General features: G+C 43.1%; 18 protein-coding genes and 2 riboswitches. Of the genes, 4 read left to right on the forward strand and 14 right to left on the reverse strand.

All coding sequences use genetic code 11. The annotated features are described in order from the left end of the window. Positions 1 to 40 precede the first annotated feature (40 nt). The 6 genes from EP737_RS07025 to EP737_RS07050 all read right to left on the reverse strand — a co-directional run bounded on the left by EP737_RS07025 (position 41) and on the right by EP737_RS07050 (position 10269). The gene (locus EP737_RS07025) at positions 41 to 1054 is read right to left on the reverse strand and encodes a LacI family DNA-binding transcriptional regulator (protein WP_129727224.1); all 1014 of its coding nucleotides are present in this window, start codon (positions 1052 to 1054) and stop codon (positions 41 to 43) included. 398 nt (positions 1055 to 1452) lie between these two features. Further along, a complete protein-coding gene (locus tag EP737_RS07030; protein ID WP_129727225.1) occupies positions 1453 to 2628 on the reverse strand; it encodes a CapA family protein in 1176 nt (391 codons plus the stop codon). A gap of 251 nt (positions 2629 to 2879) precedes the next feature. After that, positions 2880 to 3071 (reverse strand): hypothetical protein, encoded by a 192-nt coding sequence (locus tag EP737_RS07035; protein ID WP_129727226.1) that lies wholly within the window; start codon positions 3069 to 3071, stop codon positions 2880 to 2882. Between the two features lie 438 nt (positions 3072 to 3509). Then, positions 3510 to 4577, reverse strand: a complete 1068-nt coding sequence (locus EP737_RS07040; protein ID WP_129727227.1) for an undecaprenyldiphospho-muramoylpentapeptide beta-N-acetylglucosaminyltransferase — start codon at positions 4575 to 4577, stop codon at positions 3510 to 3512. A gap of 461 nt (positions 4578 to 5038) precedes the next feature. After that, positions 5039 to 8437: a methionine synthase gene (metH, locus tag EP737_RS07045; protein ID WP_129727228.1), complete on the reverse strand. Its 3399-nt coding sequence runs from the start codon at positions 8435 to 8437 to the stop codon at positions 5039 to 5041. Next, positions 8434 to 10269 carry a bifunctional homocysteine S-methyltransferase/methylenetetrahydrofolate reductase gene (locus EP737_RS07050; RefSeq protein ID WP_129727229.1) on the reverse strand — a complete coding sequence of 612 codons (1836 nt, stop codon included), beginning with the start codon at positions 10267 to 10269 and terminating at the stop codon, positions 8434 to 8436. Before EP737_RS07050 ends, metH begins: the two co-directional genes overlap by 4 nt. Before the next feature lie 306 nt (positions 10270 to 10575). After that, positions 10576 to 10688, reverse strand: a riboswitch (SAM riboswitch). A gap of 217 nt (positions 10689 to 10905) precedes the next feature. After that, positions 10906 to 11018, forward strand: a riboswitch (SAM riboswitch). A gap of 75 nt (positions 11019 to 11093) precedes the next feature. On the opposite strand from EP737_RS07050, the gene EP737_RS07055 reads away from it, so the two are divergent. From EP737_RS07055 to EP737_RS07065, 3 genes are all read left to right on the forward strand, one after another. Then, the gene (locus tag EP737_RS07055) at positions 11094 to 12206 is read left to right on the forward strand and encodes a methionine biosynthesis PLP-dependent protein (RefSeq protein WP_129727230.1); all 1113 of its coding nucleotides are present in this window, start codon (positions 11094 to 11096) and stop codon (positions 12204 to 12206) included. Beyond that, positions 12203 to 13372 carry a cystathionine beta-lyase gene (metC, locus tag EP737_RS07060; protein WP_129727231.1) on the forward strand — a complete coding sequence of 390 codons (1170 nt, stop codon included), beginning with the start codon at positions 12203 to 12205 and terminating at the stop codon, positions 13370 to 13372. Before EP737_RS07055 ends, metC begins: the two co-directional genes overlap by 4 nt. 428 nt (positions 13373 to 13800) lie before the next feature. Beyond that, on the forward strand, positions 13801 to 14091 hold the full coding sequence (locus tag EP737_RS07065; RefSeq protein ID WP_129727232.1) for an ArsR/SmtB family transcription factor: 291 nt from the start codon (positions 13801 to 13803) through the stop codon (positions 14089 to 14091). A 241-nt stretch (positions 14092 to 14332) separates the two neighbouring features. Here the strand turns inward: EP737_RS07065 and EP737_RS07070 are convergent, their stop codons facing one another. Both EP737_RS07070 and EP737_RS07075 read right to left on the reverse strand, forming a co-directional pair. Next, positions 14333 to 15460, reverse strand: a complete 1128-nt coding sequence (locus tag EP737_RS07070; protein ID WP_129727233.1) for a class I SAM-dependent methyltransferase — start codon at positions 15458 to 15460, stop codon at positions 14333 to 14335. An 11-nt stretch (positions 15461 to 15471) separates the two neighbouring features. Then, a complete protein-coding gene (locus EP737_RS07075; RefSeq protein ID WP_129727234.1) occupies positions 15472 to 16107 on the reverse strand; it encodes an MBL fold metallo-hydrolase in 636 nt (211 codons plus the stop codon). 437 nt (positions 16108 to 16544) lie between these two features. On the opposite strand from EP737_RS07075, the gene EP737_RS07080 reads away from it, so the two are divergent. Then, entirely contained in the window at positions 16545 to 16718 is a 174-nt protein-coding gene (locus EP737_RS07080) for a DUF2759 domain-containing protein (RefSeq protein WP_129727235.1), read from the forward strand. Between the two features lie 201 nt (positions 16719 to 16919). Here EP737_RS07080 and EP737_RS07085 read toward each other — a convergent pair whose 3' ends face one another. From EP737_RS07085 to EP737_RS07110, 6 genes are all read right to left on the reverse strand, one after another. Further along, positions 16920 to 17894, reverse strand: coding sequence for an ROK family glucokinase (locus tag EP737_RS07085; protein WP_129727236.1), 975 nt, complete (start codon positions 17892 to 17894; stop codon positions 16920 to 16922). A gap of 10 nt (positions 17895 to 17904) precedes the next feature. Further along, positions 17905 to 18108: a YqgQ family protein gene (locus EP737_RS07090; RefSeq protein WP_129727237.1), complete on the reverse strand. Its 204-nt coding sequence runs from the start codon at positions 18106 to 18108 to the stop codon at positions 17905 to 17907. 146 nt (positions 18109 to 18254) lie between these two features. Then, positions 18255 to 19421, reverse strand: coding sequence for a rhomboid family intramembrane serine protease (locus EP737_RS07095; protein ID WP_129727238.1), 1167 nt, complete (start codon positions 19419 to 19421; stop codon positions 18255 to 18257). Between the two features lie 571 nt (positions 19422 to 19992). Continuing rightward, complete coding sequence (locus EP737_RS07100; RefSeq protein WP_129727239.1) at positions 19993 to 20562, reverse strand: 5-formyltetrahydrofolate cyclo-ligase; 570 nt, start codon at positions 20560 to 20562, stop codon at positions 19993 to 19995. Positions 20563 to 21408: 846 nt separating this feature from the next. Continuing rightward, on the reverse strand, positions 21409 to 21558 hold the full coding sequence (gene rpmG / locus EP737_RS07105; RefSeq protein WP_129727240.1) for a 50S ribosomal protein L33: 150 nt from the start codon (positions 21556 to 21558) through the stop codon (positions 21409 to 21411). A gap of 69 nt (positions 21559 to 21627) precedes the next feature. Then, positions 21628 to 24006, reverse strand: coding sequence for a sugar phosphate nucleotidyltransferase (locus tag EP737_RS07110; protein WP_129727241.1), 2379 nt, complete (start codon positions 24004 to 24006; stop codon positions 21628 to 21630). Positions 24007 to 24011 lie beyond the last annotated feature (5 nt).

The raw sequence follows: 24011 nt of genomic DNA on the forward strand, positions 1-24011 counted from the left end.
AACTTATTTTGGCTACTCACGAAGCATCCCCCCTATCACTTTATGAATCAACACTGAAATCTTTAGTTAGTCTTGTTGATTTTCGGATAACTAATTCCAAGGGGAACTGGATTTCATGCGGTGTGGATTCCTCTTTATGAGCAAGGCAACGGAGCATCTCCTCCATAGTATATTTTCCAATTTCATTGATAGGCTGCCTAATGGTGGTAAGGTCAACTACTTCAGCAATTTCTTGGTCATCAAAACCTATTACTGCAAGGTCCTTTGGAATATGTAAACCTTGTATCCTCGCTTCTAAAATAATGCCGGCTCCAACCTGATCACTTCCGGCAAAGATCGCATCTGGCCGATTTTCCATAGACACTATTCGTTTGACTACCTGCCTGCCATCCGCAATATCGAAAATATTTTGAAATACCCACTCTTCATATACAGGCAATCCAAATTCCTTCATAGCCCTTCGATATCCGATTTCCCTATCACTGGTTAACTCGCTGGCGCCTCCGCCTGAGCAGTATGCGATCCTTTTATAACCCTGCTCGATGAGATGGCGTGTTCCCGCGTAACTGCCGGCAATTTGATCGCCATATACTTTTGGAACCGATGCCGTTTTGACGTACTCATTGCATAATAAAATAGGACCAAACGATGTATAGGCTTTAATATCCTCCCAATCATTTTCTATCGCGGTTAAAATAACGCCATCCACTTGCTTGGTCTTTAACAAATCAAGAAATTGGAGTTCCTTTTTCTTATCGTTCCTTGTTTGGCAAACAAGAAGCTGCATATTATGTTCAGTTGCCGCTGTATCAATTCTTTCTAGAAGATGTGCGAAAAATGGGTTTGTTAATACCGGGATAAGCACGGCAATCATGTTTGTTTTTTGACTGCGTAACCGTTGTGCTGCAGAGTTAGGATAATAATTAAGTAGTTTCATAGCTTCATGTACACGTTTCTTCTTATCCTCTGATACATGAGGATAGTGATTTATCACTCTGGATACAGTTGATCTTGAGAGACCGGTCAATCGAGCAACATCTTCAATTGTAGCCAAGTTGTTCCCCTCCCTTCTTCTCGCATTCTCTAATTGAAATTATTTTTGAGATCGATTTCAATAAGATGCTTTTTATAATCGCTCCCGTTGAAAGCGATTACAAAAATATTGTAGTTGATTTTGAAATCAATTTCAAGATAATTATGTTAATAATTTTTTACTCTCTAAAAGATTTCTCTGTACGTGTATATCCTTACAATCTCCAATTGGATTCCAGTTGGAAATTTATCTTTCACTTTAAGAAAGTATAAATTCCCAGCAAGAAGTGAATTCGACGGAGTAGGGAGCTTTAGGAATACAGTATAAAAAATGCACCTCCAAGTACAGACTATGTTTATATTTGAATAGGGCTGTCTCAAAAGAGGAATACTATATCTTTTGAGACAGCCCTATTTGTTTTATTTTGCAATAGTTCGTTTATTTACGATGTTTCCATCACCTGTAATCTCAACATCATAGGAAATAGACTGTAAATATTGATACATCGCAGTCTTTTCTTGTCCATCAATTGGCTGAATCTGGTTGCCGCGAATGACGTACGGCGAGAACGACATTTTAATATCCTTCCCCTTAAGGGTAAGTGTTAACACACCTGTTTCAGCAGAATGTTCCTTTACATAATCTGGAAATAAGAAGTTTCCAAGCGAATACGCGACTGGAACCCCATTGTAGTATTCAAAGCCCTGCAGCCAGTGCGAATGGCTTCCCACAATTGCATTTGCCCCTGCTTCTGTCATCTTTGCGACATATTCCTTTTGATAAGCAGCTGGTGTATTTGTCCGCTCTACTCCCCAGTGCATATATACAATCAGATAATCCGCATCGCCTTTTTGTTCTTTAATTGTGTTTGTTACAACATTTAAATCGTAGCCGCCAGCCACGCCAGGAGTTGTGTCCGTTGCTGTCCAGTTTGCGAACGGCATAAAGCGGACAAACGAAAGAAACTTAATTTTCTTCCCCTTAATGGTAACTTCCTTCGCCGTATAGGCCTCCGCAGCATTCCGCCCTACTCCGACATACTGCAGACCAGCTCCTTCAACATTTGCAATAGAGTCAAGTAATCCTTCTCTGCCGTAGTCTAATGAATGGTTATTCCCTAAGGATACAATGTCATAACCTGTATTTTTAATGGCAGTAATGGTTGCTGGATCACTTTTAATCCAAAACTTTTGACCTGGTACTCTTTGATTGCGCGTAGTAAATGACGTTTCCAAGTTCACAAAAGCATAATCAGCACTTTCAATTTGCGGCTTGACATATTGAAAAGGAAAATCTGCTCCCTTTTGCGCTACAACAGAACGCAGTGCCCAATCAAACATCGTATCCCCTGAAAAGACGAGTTTAATTTCGGGCTCCTCTTGCACAACGGGGGGCTTAGGTACTGGTGCTTCTGTTTTTACTTCATTTACCACAGCTGTTGTACGCTCAACACCAGCCAGTTTCTTTCCGCCTGCACTATACCACCACGAAATTCCTCCTGCGGCAACAGCTATAGAAGTTAAAAAAATAGAAAGTAACAGCCCTATCTTCTTTTTCTTTCTCCTCTTCCTCGTTCTGCTTCGTCTCGGAATCATGTTCAATACCCCTTTTTTTATTCTTTAAAACTATTATTAGCATAACATAAAAGCGGGTAACAGAATACGAGCTTAATATTTCATATATGTAACAGAATATGGAAAAAACAAACTACTAACTGCATTTTCCGGCAGAAAATAGTAGAAGCGAAGAATACCATCTGAAAGGAACGATATGCAGCATATTGCGGCATATCGTTGAATGAGGAGGAATTCCACAAGCACTGATTAAAGCAGGGAAAAGCAAACTATTATAAACGATGTTCTCCTAGACTTTGCTTTCCATACAGCTTTTCTGATAAAATAGATAACTCTGCTGCAAGCTCTAATCTCTTTAGCTTTCTTTCATGTAAAAAAGGGCTGATTGTACAAAATAAAAAACTTCCAATATAAGTTAAAATGCATAAAACAACAATAATATTTTCAAAGAGATAAATTCCCATATCTTACACTCCTCTACACTCACCTAGGCCAGAAAACATTGAACAGACAAAAGGTGTCGATTCCATACTTTATTTATTCATGTATAGTACAATCGACTGTTCATCGCCCCTTGTCTCTGCATGATATCATGGTGAAATGAATCGGAATTCCCCATTAAATATCTTTATTGTAGCATACATCCTTGCACGGTTCGACTATTTTTTCCTTTTTACGACCCTTCCCTGTGCAGATGATATGAATTGGAACGGCTTATGAAATGTGAAATAAAAGAGCTAAAAACAGCGAAAACTCGCCAATTGGCGAGCCCTGCTCTTCGGCGAAGACAGAGGTGTAGTTGTACTTATAATATATTCCTAAAACTCCCATATATGTCGAACTCGCTTTCATCTGGAGTTTTATATCCTATCAAGGCACGAAAAAAATGACCTTTTAAAAGGTCATTTTTTTCGTGCTTTCTCCAGATAGCCCATAATCTCCTCTAGACAGTTTTCTGCAGAATAGCGGAGCATATTCTCTTTATAACGAAGTCGGTTTTTCTGAACATGCTGCACCGCTTCCAGTAGCGTATCCTTTTCCAGATTCTCCTCATACAGCACGTGGCAATATCCCATTTTCTCAAATGCCTGCGCATTTAAAATTTGATCTCCTCGGCTGGCCGCTTTTGAAAGAGGAATAAGGATCATCGGTTTCTTCAATGTGAGAAATTCAAAAATGGAGTTAGAGCCGGCGCGTGAAATCACGAGATCAGCTGCAGCCAATACGTCAGGGAGTTCGCTGCTTATGTATTCAAACTGCCGATAGCCCTCAGTTCCCTCTAAACTTTCATCCTTATTCCCTTTGCCGCATAAATGAACAACCTGATAGTGTTGTAATAAATCAGGCAAAGCCGCTCTAACTGCTTCATTGATTCGTTTTGCACCTAGGCTTCCGCCCATCACAATGATAATAGGCTTACGCATGGTAAAGCCAAGCAGCTCCAAGCCTGTTTCACGATGGCCTTTCAACAAATCCTCCCGAATAGGTGAGCCAGTGTAAATTACCTTTTCCTTTGGAAGATGCGCCTTCGCCTCCTCAAAAGTCACGAAAATTTTCGTCGCAAATCGAAGGGCAATTTTATTAGCTAACCCTGGTGTAATATCCGATTCATGCAAAAATACCGGCACCTTGTTAAGCCATGCACCAATTACGACCGGAACGGATACAAACCCGCCTTTCGAAAACACAACATCCGGCTTATGTTTTCGGATGAGGGCATATGATTCCATAACACCCATCATTACTTTAAATGGATCCTTAAAGTTCTTGAGATCAAAATATCTGCGCAGCTTTCCGCTTGAAATCCCTGTATACGGGATGCTCGCTCCTTCTACAATTCCTTTTTCAATGCCATCTTTTGAGCCGATATAATGAACGTCCCAGCTACGTTGCTGTAACTTCGGAATGAGCGCTAAATTTGGCGTTACATGCCCGGCAGACCCTCCGCCTGTAAACACGATTTTTTTCACGTTGGCAGCTCCTTTATGAACAGATTTCCTTCTCCATTATACTATATGGCGTCAACTTGCAAAGCTTTTATTCCTTCAAAGGACTTCCTTGAAGCGAAGACAGGAGCGCTTCTGCCTATTTTTTGCACTGTAGGAAAGGATAACTTTCCAGCTAGAAGTAAATTCGACGTAGTCGGAAATCCTAGGAATACAGTATAAGTAAGGCCCGCCAATCGGCGAGTTTTCTTTAATAAGATAAGAAAGTATAGCTTTTCGGGGAGATGTCTAGCTCCCAAGACCCAAAATGGCAGACCTCGGGCTGAACCTCTGCAAAAGGCAAAAAGCGCCTTTTACTCCGGCCCACCCCTACGCTGCCATAAAAGGCGGTCCTTGTCCGCTTTTCTTAATAAATGTACGATAAAACAAAAAGGCTTCGCAGGGGAAGCCTTTTTGTTTTATCTATGTTATAAATTGTATTCCGTTTAGATTACGCTGAAATAGCTAGCCTTCGGATGCGCAAATACCATCGCTGTAACAGATGCTTCTGGCTCCATCATATGTCCTTCCGTTAATTGAATTCCGATTTCCTCTGGTCGAATTAAGCGGAATAGCTTTTCTTGATCGGACAATTCTGGACAAGCCGGATAGCCGAATGATACACGAATACCTTGATATTTCGCACGGAAGCGCTCATCCATTGTCATGCTTGCCGGGTCTGGGAAGCCCCAACGGTCGCGAATAAGCATGTGCGTCCGTTCTGCCAGTCCTTCCGCTAGCTCAAGCGCCAATGATTGAATTGCATGGCTGCGTAAATAATCGCCTTTTTCCTTCCATTTGTCTGCCACTTCTCTTACTCCTGCTCCAACAGTTACAGAGAAAAATGCCACATAGTCCATTTCGTCTCCAACCGGGCGTAAATAATCGCCAAGCGTACGGTACGGTGCCTTCATTTGTCTTGGGAACGTAAATGTTTCAAGCACGCGAGACGTATCCTCTGGGTCATAAATAAGAATCTCCTGGCCGTTGCTTTGTGCTGGGAAGAATTGATACACAGCTTGCGGACGAAGCCAAGATTCGCCTTGCTGCAGCAATTCATCAATTAAATCGTTCAACTCATGCGTCCGCTTGTCGCCCTCTTTTAGCAGCTTTTTCACTTGGCCTTTCACACCAAGGTGGTGGCCAAGCAGCATTTGACGGTTCACAAACGGACCAACGTGAGATGCTGGAATATCACGAAGCACAACGCGCTTTGTAGAATCCGGAACCATCACTGGCGCTGGCGGAAGCTTCTCGATTTCCTTTGGAATTTCTACAACCTTTTCTTCCTTCACAACAATCGTCTGCAGCTTTTCCTGCTTTTGCTGCGCCATCTTCTCCCGCTCTTCCTCATGCTGCAGGCGATTCGCAAGATCCAAACCGTTCATCGCATCGCTTGCGTATAATACAAGACCTTCATAGGACGGAGAAATACGCGTTTCCGTAAATTTACGTGTAAGCGCCGCACCGCCTACTAAGATTGGGATATGAATATCAGCAGCCTTTAAGTCCTCCGCTGTTAATACCATCTGTTGTGCGGATTTTACGAGAAGCCCAGACAAGCCGATAATATCAGGCTTATGCTCCTTCGCCTGCTGCACAAGCTGATCAGAGCGGACGTTAATGCCAAGATTCACAATTTCAAAACCATTGTTAGCTAAAATAATTTCAACAAGGTTTTTACCGATATCATGAACGTCTCCCTTAACTGTTGCAAGCATGACCTTACCTTTTTTCGAAACCTCTGAAGTTTCCATATGCGGCTCTAAGTAGGAAACAGCTGCCTTCATGCTTTCCGCACTTTGCAATACCTCAGCAACAATCAGCTCGTTGTTATTGAATAAGCGGCCAACCTCGTCCATCCCTGTCATGAGCGGTCCGTTTACAATATCAAGCGGCTTACGGCCTTCATCAAGAGCGATTTGTAAATCATCATATAGACCTTGCTTCGTTCCTTCCACAATGTAGCCTGACAGACGCTCATCAAGCGTTAAGCTTTCACGAGAAACCTCTTCCTTTTTCTTAGCCACACGGTAGAATGCCGTAAACTCTTCTAGCGTTGGCGTGCTTGTTTCAAATAGAAGACGATCGCTTAGCACCTTTTCTTCATCTGGGATAGAAGCGAAACGCTCTAGCTTTTCGGTGTTAACAATCGCGTAGTCAAGTCCAGCCTTCGTACAATGATGCAAGAACACAGAGTTTAGTACTTCACGCCCAGCAGGAGGAAGACCGAAGGAGATATTACTTACACCGAGAATCGTTAAACATTCTGGCAAAGCTTCCTTAATGATGCGAACACCTTCTACTGTCGCATTTGCTGAACCAATATATTCCTCATCCCCTGTTCCAACTGGGAACACAAGCGGGTCAAAAATAATATCAGACGGACGGATGCCGTATTTAGTCGTTAATAAATCGTAGCTGCGCTTTGCAATTTCAAGCTTCCGCTCTGCGCTAACTGCCATCCCCTGCTCATCAATCGTACCGACAACAAGAGCAGCACCGTATCGTTTCGCAAGCGGCACAACCTTTTCAAAGCGTTCTTCCCCATTTTCTAGGTTAATAGAGTTGATAATCGCTTTTCCTTGTGAATACGTTAAGGCGCGTTCAATAACCGCTTCGTCAGTAGAATCGATCATAAGCGGGGCTTTGATCATTTTTGTGACATATTGCAAAAACGTCTCTATATCCTGCATTTCGTCACGGTCCGGGTCCGCCATACAAACATCGATTACGTGAGCATTTCGTTTCACTTGGGCGCGGGCAATTTCAGCTGCCTCCTCAAACTTTCCTTCCGCAATCATACGTTTAAATGCTCTAGATCCGATAACGTTTGTCCGTTCTCCAACAAATAAAGGACGCATAGAATCATCGTATTGCAATGACTCTAAGCCGCTGACAGCATGTCCGGGGCGAGTAGTTTTCTTGCGCGGCGCAGACTGCTCCAGCGCTTCCTTCATCGCACGAATATGGTCCGGCGTTGTACCGCAGCAGCCGCCAACAATATTTACCCAGCCTTCGTCCGCAAATGCTTTTACTTTATGAGCGAGTGATTGCGGCGACTCATGGTAATGTCCGTCCTCATCCGGCAAACCGGCGTTTGGATAACAAGAAATATAGCACTCGGAAAGCGTATCTAAGGAACGGATATGATCGCGCATGAATTCTGGTCCCGTTGCACAGTTCAATCCAACAGACAGCGGCTTTAAATGTTCAATGGAGAGATAAAACGCCTCAATCGTTTGACCCGCAAGCGTCGTTCCCATTGGCTCAATCGTTCCAGAAATCATAAGCGGAACTTTCACATCAAGCTCATCAAATGCTTTTTCAATACCGATGCAGGCAGCCTTTACGTTACGCATGTCCTGACATGTTTCAACTAAAAGCAGATCTACCCCGCCGCGCAATAAGCCGCGTGCTTGTCGATGATAGGCCTCGATTAGCTCATCAAATGTAACACCACCCGTTACGCTGATCGCCTTTGTTGTTGGGCCCATTGCACCGGCCACGTATGCTTCCTTGCCGCACTCTTCTACAGCTTGCTTTGCGAGCTTTGCTGCAATCACGTTCAGCTCTTCATCTAGGTGCTGCAGATTATAGTCGCTGAGTACGATATTTGTCGCACCAAATGTGTTTGTTTCAATGATGTCAGTGCCAGCTTCTATATATGCCTTATGAATATTGACAATCACATCAGGGCGCGTCATTACCAAATATTCGTTACATCCTTCATATTCCTCACCGCCGAAATCATCCGCGTTCAAGTCTGCGTCTTGAATCATTGTCCCCATCGCACCGTCTAATAGTAAAATGCGTTCTTCAAGCGCTTGTTCGATTGGTTTCATGCGTTCAATTCCTCTCTTTGCTCTTGTTTTTGTCTCACATAGCGGACGAGCGTTTCTGTCATTTCATATCGTAAGAAAGGCGTAATTAAATAAATGCCTTTAAACAGCTTCATTGCTTCCTCTACCAGCTCCTCTGAAAGACGGATGCCTTCCTTAGCAGCCTCCTGCGGCGTCGCATGACCATCCATGCGTTGTCGCACTTCCTCAGGTAATGTAATACCTGGTACTTCATAATGGAGAAAATCTGCATTTTTCTTGCTTACAAGCGGCATAATTCCAATATATATAGGCTGCTCGAGATGTTTTGTCGCTTCGTATGTTCGATGAAGCACATCCAGATCATAAACTGGCTGCGTTAAGAAATAATCCGCACCCGCTTCGATCTTCTTCTCCATTCTTCGTACAGCTGCATCCACATGACGTACATTTGGGTTAAAGGCAGCTGCTACTGAGAAGGTTGTCGCTTGTCCAATCGTTTTTCCTAACGGAGAACGTCCCTCGTTCATTTCCTTAATCATGCGAATCAGCTCAAAGGAAGAAACATCATATACAGATGTTGCTCCAGGAAAATCACCAACTCTCGCAGGATCACCTGTGAGCGCAAGCACTTCATTAAGGCCTAAAGCTGATAATCCAAGCAAATGGGATTGCAATCCGATTAAATTATGATCACGGCATGTTAAATGCGTCAGTACCGGGATATCGTTACGAGCCAAAAGCGCGCCCATCGCCATATTGGAAACACGCGGACTAGCTAGTGAATTATCAGCAAGCGTGACCGCATCCGCTCCTGCGCGTTTTAGTGCCTTCGCTCCTTCAAAAAAGGGCTGTGTATTCAGCGTTTTTGGCGGATCCAGCTCAACGATAATCGTCGTATCCTTTTTGGCCTTTTCTGCCAGTGTAGCCCTCTGGATTGAAGGCGCCTCTTTCACAACAACAGGAGCCGGACGAGCATGACGCTCTTTCTCAAGAACAGGCGCCGCAGTTGCAAGCACTTGCTTCATCGCTCTTATATGCTCAGGCGTTGTACCGCAGCAGCCTCCTAAAAGGCGCACTCCCTGCTTCACAAACTGCTCCGCTGTATCCTCAAAATATTTTACAGTTCCCTCGTAAGTGTAACGACCATCTGCATATTTCGGCAAGCCTGCATTTGGATATGCAGATAAATATCCTTTTTCTGGAATAGACATCAATTGAAGTGACTCGATCATATGAAGCGGGCCAAGGCGGCAGTTGAGACCTACCACATCTGCTCCTTGCTCAAGGAGCTCAGCTAGAATTGTTTCCGCATATGTTCCGCTTTGTGTAAGTCCCACTTCATGTAAAGCAAGTTGCGCGATAATCGGTACATTCGTTTCTTTTCGTAAAATACGAAGTGCGTGCAGCAGCTCTGTTTCATCGTAAAATGTTTCAAGCAGGAGGCCGTCTATACCTTCTCCAAGCAAGGCATTCGCCTGCTCCACAAGCATAAATTCACGCTCTACGTCATTAAGCGTAACGCCGCCGATATGCTTCATACCGCCGATCGTTCCAATAATCAACGTCTCTGCATTCGCTGCCCGTTTCGCATTTTGTACAGCTGCACGGTTGATGCGGGATACTTGATCTCCCAGACCATGCATACGAAGCTTGCCTTCGTTCGCTCCATACGTATTCGTTTGAATTACGTCCGCACCCGCTTCTACATATTGCCGATGAATATCGATAATACGCTCTGGATCTGTTACATTCAGCTCCTCAAAGCAGCTTTGCAGGCCACGCGAATATAAAAGTGTTCCCATCGCACCGTCACCAAGTACGACGCCTCCCTTTAATCTCTCTAACAACCTCATTCTCTTCCCCTTCTTTCTCTAATCAATGTATGTGTAGCTCCGTTCCCGGAAGGAAAATACTATAAGAAAAGCAGACGTGGTCCATCCCTGCTCCCGTAGCAAAACAGCCCAAGCGGTTCGGGTGGAGTTAACTGACGGAAATACTCCTTAAGCTCTTCTCTGCTACCAGTGCTTTTGTTCTTACTAGTAGAAGGATTATTTTGCAAAAAGAAGCAGACCGCAATAGCTTGAAAATACTCGAAACATATACTCTCGGATTTCAGTAAGAAACCCCCTCTTCAGACAGAAAGAGGGGGTTTGATGTCCCTCTTATCATCCAGAACAGATTCGTTCTGCAGGTGTTAGCACCGTTTCAAGCATACAAGCTTGAAGGTTGCCGGGCTTCATCGGGCCTTTCCCTCTGCCTCTCTCGATAAGAGCATTATATTTTCATCTAAGGTTATGATAACATAGAAACGGCATTATCGTCTTCATATAGCAAATCCCAATTTTCACTTAATTTAGCATGTGTACTGGAGTGAAGTCAATGGCATTTTTTGAAATCAAAGAATTTACGGAAGATTATAAAAAGGGAATTGATTTTTATGCTGTATTTAGTATAAATTATATAAGGGACTTACAATTTTATAATTTTTTCTCTTATCAAGAGAGGTCGAGGGAACTGGCCTGACGACGCCTCAGCAACCATTAACATGCAGTTAAAAAGGTGCTAACTCCAGCAAATTCTCACAGAATTTGAGAGATAAGAAGGTATTCGCGCCGAGCACAAAGCCTTCTTTTACAACAAAGAAGGCTTTTATTGTTTATTTAAGGAGGAACTGCACATGTATTCACAAGAAACGAAACTAGCTCAAATTGGAAACCGTAGCGAAACAGCTACAGGAGCGGTTAATCCGCCTGTTTATTTTTCTACTGCTTATCGTCATGAAGGAATTGGACAATCTACTGGCTTCGATTATATTCGCACAGGAAATCCAACAAGAAAAATTTTGGAGCGCGCCATCGCTGATCTAGAAGGCGGCGATCAAGGCTTTGCATGCAGCTCTGGTATGGCTGCGATTCTTGTTGTTCTCTCTCTGTTTAAAACAGGAGATGAAATGATTGTATCTAAGGATTTATACGGCGGAACGTACCGTTTATTTACAGAGCATGAAAACAAATGGGGTGTTCGCTTTAAGTATGTTGATACGCATAACCTAGCGGAAGTGGAAGCAGCAATTTCCGAGAACACAAAGGCTGTATTTGTGGAAACTCCTACCAATCCTTTAATGGAAGTAACTGATATCGCGGCTGTCGCGGAAATCACGAAAAAACACGATCTTCTTTTAATTGTAGATAACACATTCTATACGCCAGTGCTGCAACAGCCAATTTTACTTGGCGCAGATATTGTCATTCATAGCGGCACGAAGTATCTCGCTGGACATAACGATGTATTAAGCGGTTTGGTTGTAGCAAAAGGCGAGGAGCTATGTCAGCAAATTGGTTATTACCATAACGCCTCCGGTGCTGTATTAAGCCCGTTTGATGCTTGGCTTGTGATTCGCGGAATGAAAACATTGGCTCTTCGTATGAAGCAGCACGAAGCAAACGCAAAAGCGATTGCGGCATTTTTAGAAGATGCTGAAGGCATTACAGATGTCTTATATCCAGGACACGGCGGTATGCTTTCCTTCCGTGTAGCCGATGAAAGCTGGGTGAATCCACTCTTACAGTCCTTACAGCTTATTTCCTTTGCTGAAAGCTTAGGCGGTGTAGAAAGCTTGATGACCTATCCAGCTACACAAACACATGCGGAGATTCCAGAAGAAATTCGCTCTGCTCGCGGTGTTTGTAACCGCCTGCTTCGCTTCTCTGTCGGAATTGAAAGCGCAGAGGACCTCATTCAAGATTTAACGCAAGCTCTTGTCGCAGTGCGCGAAGGGGTGAAAGCATGACAAAGTACGAGCAAGATACACTGTTAATTCACAATGGCTTTAAATATGATGCAGGAACAGGGGCGGTCAGCGTCCCGATCTACAATTCCTCTACATTCCATCAGGTGGATGTAGACTCCTTTGGAAAATACGACTACAGCCGCTCCGGCAATCCGACGCGCGAAGTGCTAGAAGAAACAATCGCGCTTTTGGAAGGCGGCGTAAGAGGCTTTGCATTTGCATCCGGCATGGCGGCAATTTCGACTGCTTTTCTTCTCTTATCACAAGGAGACCATGTTGTGATTACTGAGGATGTATACGGCGGAACATTCCGTGTTGTAACAGAGGTGTTAACACGCTATGGCATCAGCCATACATTTGTTGATATGACTGATATAGCGCAGGTAGAGGCAGCAATCCAGCCGAATACAAAGGTCATCTATATGGAGACGCCTTCTAATCCGCTTTTGAAAATTACCGATATTCGCGCAATATGTGAACTTGCGAAAAAAGCCGGCGCGTTAACATTTGTAGATAATACCTTCTTAACGCCACTTTCGCAGAAGCCGCTTGAGCTAGGAGCCGATATTGTACTTCACAGCGCAACAAAGTTTCTTGCCGGACATAGTGACGTAATGGCAGGACTTGCAGTTGTAAAGGATGAAGAATTGGCAAAGCGCTTCTACTTTTTACAAAATGCGTTTGGCGCAATTCTTAGTCCACATGATTCCTGGCTTGTGCTGCGCGGCCTTAAAACACTTCATGTGCGTCTGCAGCACTCTGTTGCAGCAGCTGAGAAAATTGCCGAGTATTTACAAACTCATCCAAAAGTGAAGCGTGTCTACTATCCAGGTCTTGCTGACCATCCAGGGCGTGATATCCAGTTTGCGCAAGCAACGGATGGCGGTGCTGTTTTATCGTTTGAGCTTGAAAACGAAGAAGCGCTTCGTCAATTCCTGGCACACGTTAAGCTTCCTGTGTTCGCAGTCAGCCTTGGCGCTGTAGAATCAATTCTTTCCTATCCTGCTAAAATGTCGCACGCTGCGATGGGACAAGAGGAACGAGAAAAACGCGGTATCTCTGCTTCTCTTCTTCGCTTGTCTGCAGGACTTGAAAATCCAAATGATCTTATACGCGACATCGATCAAGCCCTTGTGGCAGTTGAAACTTCAGCTGTATCGCTTTAATCAAAAACCCGGGGAAACCCGGGTTTTTTTACGCACTTTAAGAAAGTATAAATTTCTAGCTGGAAGACAATTCGACGTAGTGAGAAATAAGTGCAACTACGCCTCTGTCTTCGCCTAACGGCTCGCCAATCGGCGAGTTTTCTTTATATTATCCTGCTTTAGGAATAGAGTAACAGGCAGAGAATACCCAACCTCTTTCCCGATATTCACAGCGGAAAGGTTAGAATGAGTAGATTTGGTTAGATTTATTTAAATTGTTTTTATATTCCTATTTTCCTAGTTTATATAAACTCTCTTTACAATTCTTTCTCTTTTTTTACTTTTTCTTTATTTTTAAATTTTTTTTTTGCAAAAACTATTTTTTTTATCGTAAAATTTTGTTATGTATATTCTATGCTGTACTTGCAGTATATCCGGAGGTGGACGAAATGTTAGAAATGTTTCAGGAAGAATTAGAAGTTTATGAAAATAATGCCGAGTTATTAAAGGTTCTTGCACATCCTGTACGTCTGTGCATCGTGAAGGGATTGATTGAGAGAGGTCCTAGCAATGTATCTACCATGTATACTTGTTTAAATATGCCGCAGTCTACAATTTCACAGCATTTAGCTAAGCTAAAAAGTGCTAAAATCGTGACAAGTGAACGAAAAGGGTTGGAAATTTACTATGATGTACAAAATGAAAAAGTACTTCAGCTCATTCAAGTAATGTTCCACTAAGAAAAACCAAAAAGACCATCTAGTTTTGTCTAGTCTTATTTTTTTATCTTAATGTACAGATGATTATAGTATAAAAGCGCAGAGCTCGTCTCTGCGCTTTTATTACGCTGTAAAAAAGTATAAATTCCCAGCTGGAAGTTCATTCGACGTAGTGGAGAATTTTAGGAATACAGTATAAGGGCAACTATGCCTCTTCTTTCGCTGGTTACACGATCAGAGAGAGGAGATTCTTGTACTTTAGCTACAACGATGCGGAGCAAACAGTAAAGTCCATATAACGCTCTAGCTCCAACTGCGGAATCCCCTTTTGCTGAATCATCACATCGAAGGCATCGCTCATTCCGCCGCTCAAAATTAAAGAACGAATGGCGCGATTTTGCTTGCTTGCTTCTGAAAAGGGATTTCTGTCCTGATGATTCACAAGATGCTGTAAAATCCCCGTGCTAAGGAGAAAGGAACGCTGTTTCATTCGCAGCATTGTATGCAATCCCGCTGTCTCCCCTGCAAGCTGCAACTCGTCCCAGTGAATATGAGCTGTCAAATCCATCTCTCCAGGACACTCAAGCGGATTGCGAACGAGCTGGTGTTCATAATATCCGCGTAAGCTGCCTTCTCTGCGGCTAGGATGCATCCATTCGTCATTTGTGTAACCATAATCAACAGTCACGAACACAGCCCGTTTTACGCGTCCGCTGAGCTCCTGTACAAATCGCCCCATCGCAAGTGGAATTTCAAAACGCTGCCCGTTTTTCAAATGCAAACGATGCCTCTCCAAATACTGAAGAATTTCTTTCTTCTGCAACGGATGGATGACCTCCTTCAAGTGTCGTTCCTTAAGGCTTACAGATACTTCGTACAGCATATCATTCTGCTGCTCTACCACATCTACAGGAAACGCATCATATAGCTCGTTGGCAAATACAACTCCTTCAAATTCCTTAGGTATATCGACAAAAGAAGCATACTGCGTTACATTCGCAAACTGTGACAGCATCTCTAGCTGTACCTTGCGATGATAAGGACTTGCTTCAATGATAAGATAGCGCAGCTTTGAAAAGGATTGAGGATCACTTGTCCTCCACTCGGTCAATACATCGCGGGCAAACCTGCCTGTGCCCGCTCCAATCTCGCAAATGATTGGCGGTACAACCCTATCTGATACAAGACGCATGAAAAACCGAGAAAACTGCTTAGCAAATAAAGAAGATACATTACTGCTTGTGAAAAAGTCTCCTGCTCTCCCTATCTTTTCCTTCTCTTTCATATAGTACCCGTATTCGGGATGATAAAGGGCAAGTTCGATAAACGTACTATAGGGAATCCTATTTCCTTCCTGCTCTCGTATCGCTTCCTTCAAAATCTCCTGCATCATGTCTCTCCTTATTTCAAAAACGGATTATTCGCTTTTTCAAAGCCAATGCTCGTCTTAGGACCATGGCCGCTCAGCACTGCTGTATCATCTGGTAATGAGAAAAGTTTATTTTCAATACTCATCATCAGTTCATTAAAGCTGCCTCCCGGTAAATCCGTTCGTCCAATACTCATTTGAAATAAAGCATCTCCGGAAAACACCGCACCGGCTTCTTTACAGTAGTACGAAACGCTTCCTGGAGAGTGTCCAGGTGTCTCTAGAATCGTAAACGTAAATGAGCCAATTGTGAGCTCTCCCTCCCTTTCAATCAGACGATCTGCGGGCTTTGCTGTAATCTCGCGGTTCGTCATAAATAGGTACGAGCCATTTAATTCGGGATCAGACAGCCAATATTGCTCTTCTTTATGTAAATAAACAGGAATCTTATAGGCGTCACGCACATCATCCACTGCGCCGATATGATCAAAATGGGCATGTGTTAATAAAACAGCAAGCGGTGTTAACCCCTCCTGCTGTAAGTAGCTAATAAGTTTTTCTCCTTCATGCCCTGGATCAAAGATAACGCACTCCTTTTTATCATTACGCAGCACATATGCATTTGTTTGCAGCGGTCCTAAGGGAAGCTGTCTCCATTTTAATTTCATGTATATTTCCTCCAAACCTATCTTTTACTCTCATGATACACCATTTTTTCTTTACATGGAACGACAGAGAAAAACGGAATTAATCCTGTTCGCTCATGTAGTAACAATAGTGCAGTTCGGACAGATTATTCCAGAAGGCTGTTTTTATATCACTTTAAGAGAGAGGATAAATTTCTAGCTGAAAGCCAATTCGACGTAGCGCAAAATTTTAGGAATACAGTATAAGTAGGGCTACTCCTCTGTCTTCGCCCAAAGGCAGGGCCCGCCAGTGACAATTACCAATTACCTCAAGGTCAAAAGTGCCCTGTGTGTAAGAGCTACATCATTGTTAACGGTTTCACCTCGACATTTTTTTGGAAACCATGTACAATGAAAAGAAAGGGAAGATTTTTACAGTTTTCATATGCAAAGAAGCGGAAGAGCAGAGGGGGATATATATGGGTCTCGTAGTGATTTTCGCGCTAGTAACATTACTGAGCGTGTTCTCGACGCTCAAAACCTTGAAAAACAAGAATATGCTGGGGATAGCATTCTCTGCGGCAACTCTTCTTGTTTTCGGCTGGTTTACTATCATGACTGTACTCAATAACGGTTACCCGCCGGCACATTAATGAGAAAGGCTCCCTGAAGCTGCCTATGAAAACCCTGCTTAGGAGCTGCACATTTCTTCAGCTATACGAAAAGGGCTCTGATTGAATCAGAGCCCTTTTCGTATAATGTTTTACGACTGCATGTTTGTTCCCTGTAAGAATGCCTCTATACATGATGTAAGTGTAACTACACATCCGTCTTCGCCAATCGGCGAGCGTTCGTTACAATTTTGCTATTTTTGTTTTTACTAACCAAGCGCCGCCAATCACACCCGCATCATTGCCAAGCGTAGCAATCGCTAACTTTGTACTTTTTGCAACGCGAGGAAATGCGTACTTTTCAAAGTATTTCTGTACCGGCTGCAGCAATACATCTCCAGCTTTTGATACGCCGCCGCCGATTACAACCTTTTCTGGATTTAAAGCATTGGAGAAGTTTGCAATAGCCAGTCCTAAGTAGAAGGCTACGTGGTCAAGGATGCTTTGCGCAAATGCATCTCCGTTCCGCGCAGCATCAAATACATCCTTTGCAGTGACTGTGCCCGCCTCATTCCATCTGTTGCGAAGCTCACCCTCTTCTTTGCTGTTTTGAAGCGCTTCCTTCGCTAAACGTACAATACCTGTTGCAGATGCGACTGTTTCTAAACAGCCAGTTTTTCCACAATTACATGGAGCCCCGCCTTCAGGAACAACAGTAATATGTCCAATCTCACCGCCTGCTCCGCTTACACCATGGACAACCTCTCCATTAGCGATTACACCGCCGCCGACTCCCGTACCAAGCGTCACACATACGATATCCTTCGCACCTTCTCCGGCACCTTTCCACATTTCACCGATAGCCGCAATATTTGCATCATTATCCACAACAACAGGAAGTCCTGTTTCTACTTCAAGCAAATCTTTGAGCGGATAATCCTTCCACCCTAAATTGATTGCCTCGTAAATCAAGCCTGTTGCCATATGTACTGGTCCTGGCGCTCCCATACCGAGACCTGCAAGTTTACTCTTTTGCTCTCCCAGTTCTTGCAGCTTTTCATCAATCGCCTTTGCGATATCAACAGTGATATACTTCCCCTTCTCGCTAATATTCGTCGGGATTTCCCATTTATGTAGAATCTCGCCATAGACGCTAATAAATGCTAACTTAATTGTTGTGCCCCCAAGGTCGACACCTACTAACCATTTCTCCTGCATAACGCACCCCTTAATGTAATTTGTCTTTTTGTTTTTGCATTTCCTGTCTGAGAACAAATGAAGCCGCTTCATAGATTGTTGCTTCAATAAGCTTCGCCTCATGCAGTTCATGTAATTCGTCCGCCATCAATTCTAAATCGGCAACACGGTCTCCGGTATAAATGATGGTCCCGAATTTCTTCAATAATTGTTGAATGTCGTAAATGGATGTCAACGCTTCACCTTCCTTCGTGCATCCTATTATAAGAAAACGTTCCCATACCCATTATAAAAAGAACAGCGGGAAGCGTCAATTTCCTCTATGTCCATTACGCACATTTATTTAAAATTCGACATTTTCTCTCTGTTTTCCTGCTTCCTTTACAGCACACCATTCCCTTTCAGGTGCAGACTATAAAACAGCAGAATGCTGACAAACAGAAGCGCAATGAGCATCGCGGCTGCTTTCTGAAGGAGCGATCCCTTTTTCCCTGGAACATGTACCATAACGGTTGCCAAAAATCCCCCGATTAAACCGCCGATATGCCCTGCATTATCAATGCCGGGAACAGCAAATCCAAATAACAGATTGATTCCAATGAGAGTTAGAACACTTTGCATCATTGTTCTAGAAAATACCTTAGCATACGATGCAGCAATATATAAGAGTGCCCCAAAACATCCAAAAATGGCTCCAGATGCTCCGGCAGCTACAGCGTTTGAAGATACAAAGCTCAAAAGACTGCCACAAAAGCCTGCAAATAAATACACAAATAAAAATCTTATATTTCCTAAAATCCGCTCAACCTGACTCCCCACATAATAAAGTGCCACTGTATTCATCAAAAGATGCAAGAGACCAATATGCAAAAACATCGGCGTAAAGAATCGCCACCATTCTCCTTGTAAAATAAGGGGATTATATTTGGCGCCAAACGCAATGAGCGTTGCTATATTTGTACTGCCGCCAGCATATTCCAATACTCCAAATAAAACAATTTGAATCGCTACAAATAGCTTGGTAATGAAGGGACGAGCATAATTTAAAATATACTGCTGCTTGTTCTTCAATTTCAAAAAGCCGTCTAGCTGAGACCGTAATGCCTCCGCCGGCTTCTCCTTCAAGGAATATATAATGGCAGCCTCTTCATCGCTCATTTTCAGTGACATCCGCATAAAATCAGCCTGGCGCTTTTCATTATATTCGGTAAAGAATACAGTTCTAATAAACACGCGGCTGTTTTCATCTGCAATTGCAGCCTGCCAATCATCCAATGGCTCAAATCGTGAAACATAAATGTTATATACCTTTTTCTTTCCTCGGAATCGTTGAGCCCTCATCCGCTCCAGATGTTTCAAATCCTCTCTCACCCAGCTGCTCCAATCCACATCATGGCGCTTCAAACGGACAATCACATTGCTTTTAAGCACTGGAGATTGCAGCCATGCTTCCCCTTGTTCCTCAGAGTTATGCAGGATTTCATACTTATGTAAACATACAAGACTATACAGAAGCGCCCAATATAAGGAATCCTGTTGTTGATGCAAGAAATCCCCTCCAATTCCTCTTTTTGTCCCACTATAGGAAAGTAGAAATTTCCAGCTAGAAGTAAATTCAACGTAGTCGGAAATTTTAAGAATACAGTATAAGGGCAACTACGCCTCTGTCTTCGCCTAACGGCTTGCCAATGGCGAGTTTTCTTTTCACTGTAGGAAAGATAAATTTCCAGCTAGAAGTAAATTCGACGTAGTCGGAAATTTTAAGAATACAGTATAAGGGCAACTACGCCTCTGTCTTCGCCTAACGGCTTGCCAATCGGCGAGTTTTCTTTAGTGTATTATAAAACGTATGCAAGATGTCTCTGAATCAGGCGCATGTGACAAAAAAAGACAAATCTCCTAGGTGATTTGTCTTTTTGAAATATTCTGTTGTAAAACAGGCACCATTGTCTAGTCCATGAGCAGCCCTTTTTCTAAAACATCTTTGGACCACTATCACCTACGCTGCACGAAATGGAAGTAGGGGTACTTTTTCAGCAGAAATCCTGCTTCGTTCTAAGTAAAGTAAGATATAGCTATTTCATATGATATTATAAGTGAATTAGAAGGGAGTCATACATTATAAGCTGCTGTATACTTGCGACTCTGTTACAATTTTCTGTACGCGTTTATCATGCTCATCCATTGGTATAGAAGGAACAAGCTGTGCAGAATAGGCAAGTGCGATCGTATGACCGCTGTAATGAGGTAAAAATCGGTCATAATAGCCTCCACCGTATCCTAAACGATCTCCTTTTTCCGTGAATGCGATGCCTGGCATAATGAGCAGTTCAATCTCATCAGCAGAGATTTCTTTCGTACGAGCTGGAATCGGCTCTCTTAGGTTCATATAGACTTTCTCCAAATCATCCCAGCTTCGTATTTCACGAAACGTCATTGTTCTAGAAAGCCGATCACATTTTGGTGCAGCAACTCTTTTTCCTTCCTGCCAAGCACGTTCAATCATCTCATATGTCGAAACCTCTTCATCCACAGAAATTGTAATCCCAATAGTGTGTGCATGCTGCCACTCATTCAGCTCATATAAACGACCGGAAATTTGCCCAGACCATCGCGCTCTCTCTTCTTCTGACATACACATGATGCGCTCCCTTATTTGCTTCCGAAGCTGTTGTTTAATCTCACTCATCTCGCACCTTCCTTTTGTAAAGAAAACTCGCCGACTGGCAAGCCCTGCTTTTGGGCGAAGACAGAGGCGTAGTTGCCCTTATACTGTATTCCTAAAATTCCCCGCTACGTCGAATGAACTTCTAGCTGGGAATTTATCTTTCCTACAGTGAAAAGAAAACTCGCCGACTGGCAAGCCCTGCCCTTGGGCGAAGACAGAGGCGTAGTTGCCCCTTATACTGTATTCCTAAAATTCCCCGCTACGTCGAATGAACTTCTAGCTGGGAATTTATCTTTCCTACAGTGAAAAGAAAACTCGCCGACTGGCAAGCCCTGCCCTTGGGCGAAGACAGAGGCGTAGTTGCCCCTTATACTGTATTCCTAAAATTCCCCGCTACGTCGAATGAACTTCTAGCTGGGAATTTATCTTTCCTACAGTGAAAAGAAAACTCGCCGACTGGCAAGCCCTGCCCTTGGGCGAAGACAGAGGCGTAGTTGCCCCTTATACTGTATTCCTAAAATTCCCCGCTACGTCGAATGAACTTCTAGCTGGGAATTTATCTTTCCTACAGTGAAAAGAAAACTCGCCGACTGGCAAGCCCTGCCCTTGGGCGAAGACAGAGGCGTAGTTGCCCCTTATACTGTATTCCTAAAATTCCCCGCTACGTCGAATGAACTTCTAGCTGGGAATTTATCTTTCCTACAGTGAAAAGAAAACTCGCCGACTGGCAAGCCCTGCCTTTGGCCGAAGACAGAGGCGTGTTGCCCTTATACTGTATTCCTAAAATTTTCCGCTATGTGGAACGATCTCCTAGCTAGAAATGTATACCAAAAGTGTAAAAAAAGAAGCAGTAGGAATCCCTACTGCTTACTTTGTTTCGCGGTGTACTGTCGCTTTTTTGTCTCTTGAACAATATTTTTTAAGCTCAAGACGCTCTGGATTGTTACGTTTGTTTTTCTTTGAGATATAGTTACGCTCGCCGCATTCTGTGCAAGCCAAAGTGATGTTTACGCGCATTCTTATTTCCCTCCAGTCATTGTGGCATAAATCAGACTTTACTATGATATCACCTTTTTTATAAAATTTCTAGACCTTTTGATATTGTCTTATTTTTTCAATTAAATGAGTATTTTTTTCCTTTGCCGCTTCTGGAGTGGAAGACTGGGAATACACGATGAGCTTCGGCTGACTGAGATCAGATACGATATAGGACCAGTCCCCATTTTCATACTGAAACCGAATTCCATCCATGACTTCCATCTCTTGATTCTGCATATCAGCTAGAAGCATACGCATGACTCTCCCTTTTTCTCCCCACGGACAAACGACCTCATCCCAAAATAAGTAGCATTGAGGATACGGCTCAAAAACTCCATGAAGCGGCTGTTTTCGAAAAGCGATAAGCTCCAATAGCTTTCCAATCCGGTATAAGGAATCGTGTTCAAACCTCTTATGCTTAAACTCTCCTTCTTGGCGTTCTTCTTTGACGGAGCAAATGACATAGCTTGCTCCATGTTTTAGTAATAAAGGATACAGTACTTCTTCTCCCTGGTGAAATAAAATATCCGGGATCGCAACATTCTCCTGCCCGATGCTTTTATATACGTTTCCAAATGAATCATATAGCTCAAACATTCTCCCTTGCTCATGAAATATAATACCGACATCTGCTTTGCTTGATTGCATGAGCGATTTAACATGACTCTCGTTCGCTTGTGAGTATACCCACGTAAGTGAGCAACCGAGAAGCTGCAGAAATGAAAGTACCATATTATGAAATGGATTCTCTGTTTTATTGACAAGAAGATGAAACTTCTCATTTCGGATGAGCGATCTATTTAAGGATTGCAGCAAAGAATATACATACTGCTCTTCGCTAATGTTTGCCTCGGCATTTATGCCAATGCTTGTTACGTTTACATGCCGATACAGCTCTGACATATATATAGATTCAATCTCTTTTTCCATCCGGACAGAAATAGGATAACCGTCTTGATCATAAAAACGAACAACCATTTTCTCTTCATCTTCATGCTGTAAGACAGATAGAAATACACCTCCTACCACATCTTCCATCAAGGCGGCGTAACGAAAGCAAGAATCGCTCACAGGCTGACATTCCATTGTATGAATACCTGCCGCATGCAGCCCGCTCATAAACGCTTGTTTCAGAAGCTGTGAATACGGGTTCCAATCGCCTCCGATTAAAATGGAGGAGTGAAGAGGGAAAATAGATCCATATGCCGCAGCCAACTTTACGATGAACTCAGGGGTAATATCTAAATTTGCGCGCCCAGCAACTGTGCCTCTTTGCAGCAGGGAGAGCGCGTTCTCCTGCTCGGACATAAGGGATGAGCTTAATACAGAGCTTCCTTCGATGACTTTTCCAGGTGCAACCTTTATCTTTGCCTTAACAACAGTGTTTTTCCCTAACTTACAGTGGTCCGCTACAATGCTTTTTTCAAACAATGTCGAGCCATCCTCGATCACCGTTCCGGATGCAATCGTCGTCCCTGTTAGTTCGCATTGCTTTCCAACATACACATCATTCCATAAAATTGTTTTTTGCACGTGCGTATTTTCGCCGATTATATTATTTTTTCCAATAATAGAATACGGCTCAATGAGTGCACCGCTTTTTACAACAGCACCATCTCCAATAAGAAGCGGTCCTTGTATTTTCGTTCCATCCTCAATTGTAACATCTGCCCCCATCCAGACCATTGGCAATACTTCCGTAAATGGAAGCTGCACACTCACCTTTTTCATCAATAAATCAAAATGCGCCTGTCTGTATTGGGGAAATGTCCCGATATCAAGCCAATACCCCTCACTTAAATAGCCATATATATTTTTCTTTTCCTTGAGCAATCTTGGAAAAATATCACGGCTGAAATCATAGAACATATGACGCTCCATATATGAAAAAATCTCTGGATTCATAATATAAATGCCTGTATTCACAGTATTAGAAACGACCTCATTCCAGCCTGGCTTTTCGATGTATTTCACAATGCGCCCATCTTCCTCTGTAACAGCAAGACCGAAGTCAAGCGGATGAGACACCTCTTTTAAAAAAATAGTTACCAAACGCTCTTCGCTTCGATGGAAATCCATCCCGCGAGATAATTGAAAATCCGTTAATGCATCACCGCTAATGACAACAAATGGTTCATCTAAAAAAGCTTCTGCCTGCTTTACACTGCCAGCGGTTCCAAGCGGGGGTGAATCTTCAAAATAATGAAGCTTCACTCCCCACTTGCTTCCATCCCCAAAATAATTTTGAATGGCATTGCCCATATATTGAACCGTAACAGCAATTTCTTCAATTCCATGCTGCTTTAGCAATTCTAGGCTGTATTCCATAACCGGCTTATTGAGCAGAGGCAGCATAGGCTTTGGGAGATTGCATGTTAATGGCCGTAAACGCGTTCCCTTTCCTCCTGCCAAAATGACTCCCTTCATTCCCC

This window comes from Ectobacillus funiculus, assembly GCF_004138295.1.
Classification (GTDB): Bacteria; Bacillota; Bacilli; order Bacillales; family Bacillaceae_G; genus Ectobacillus; species Ectobacillus funiculus.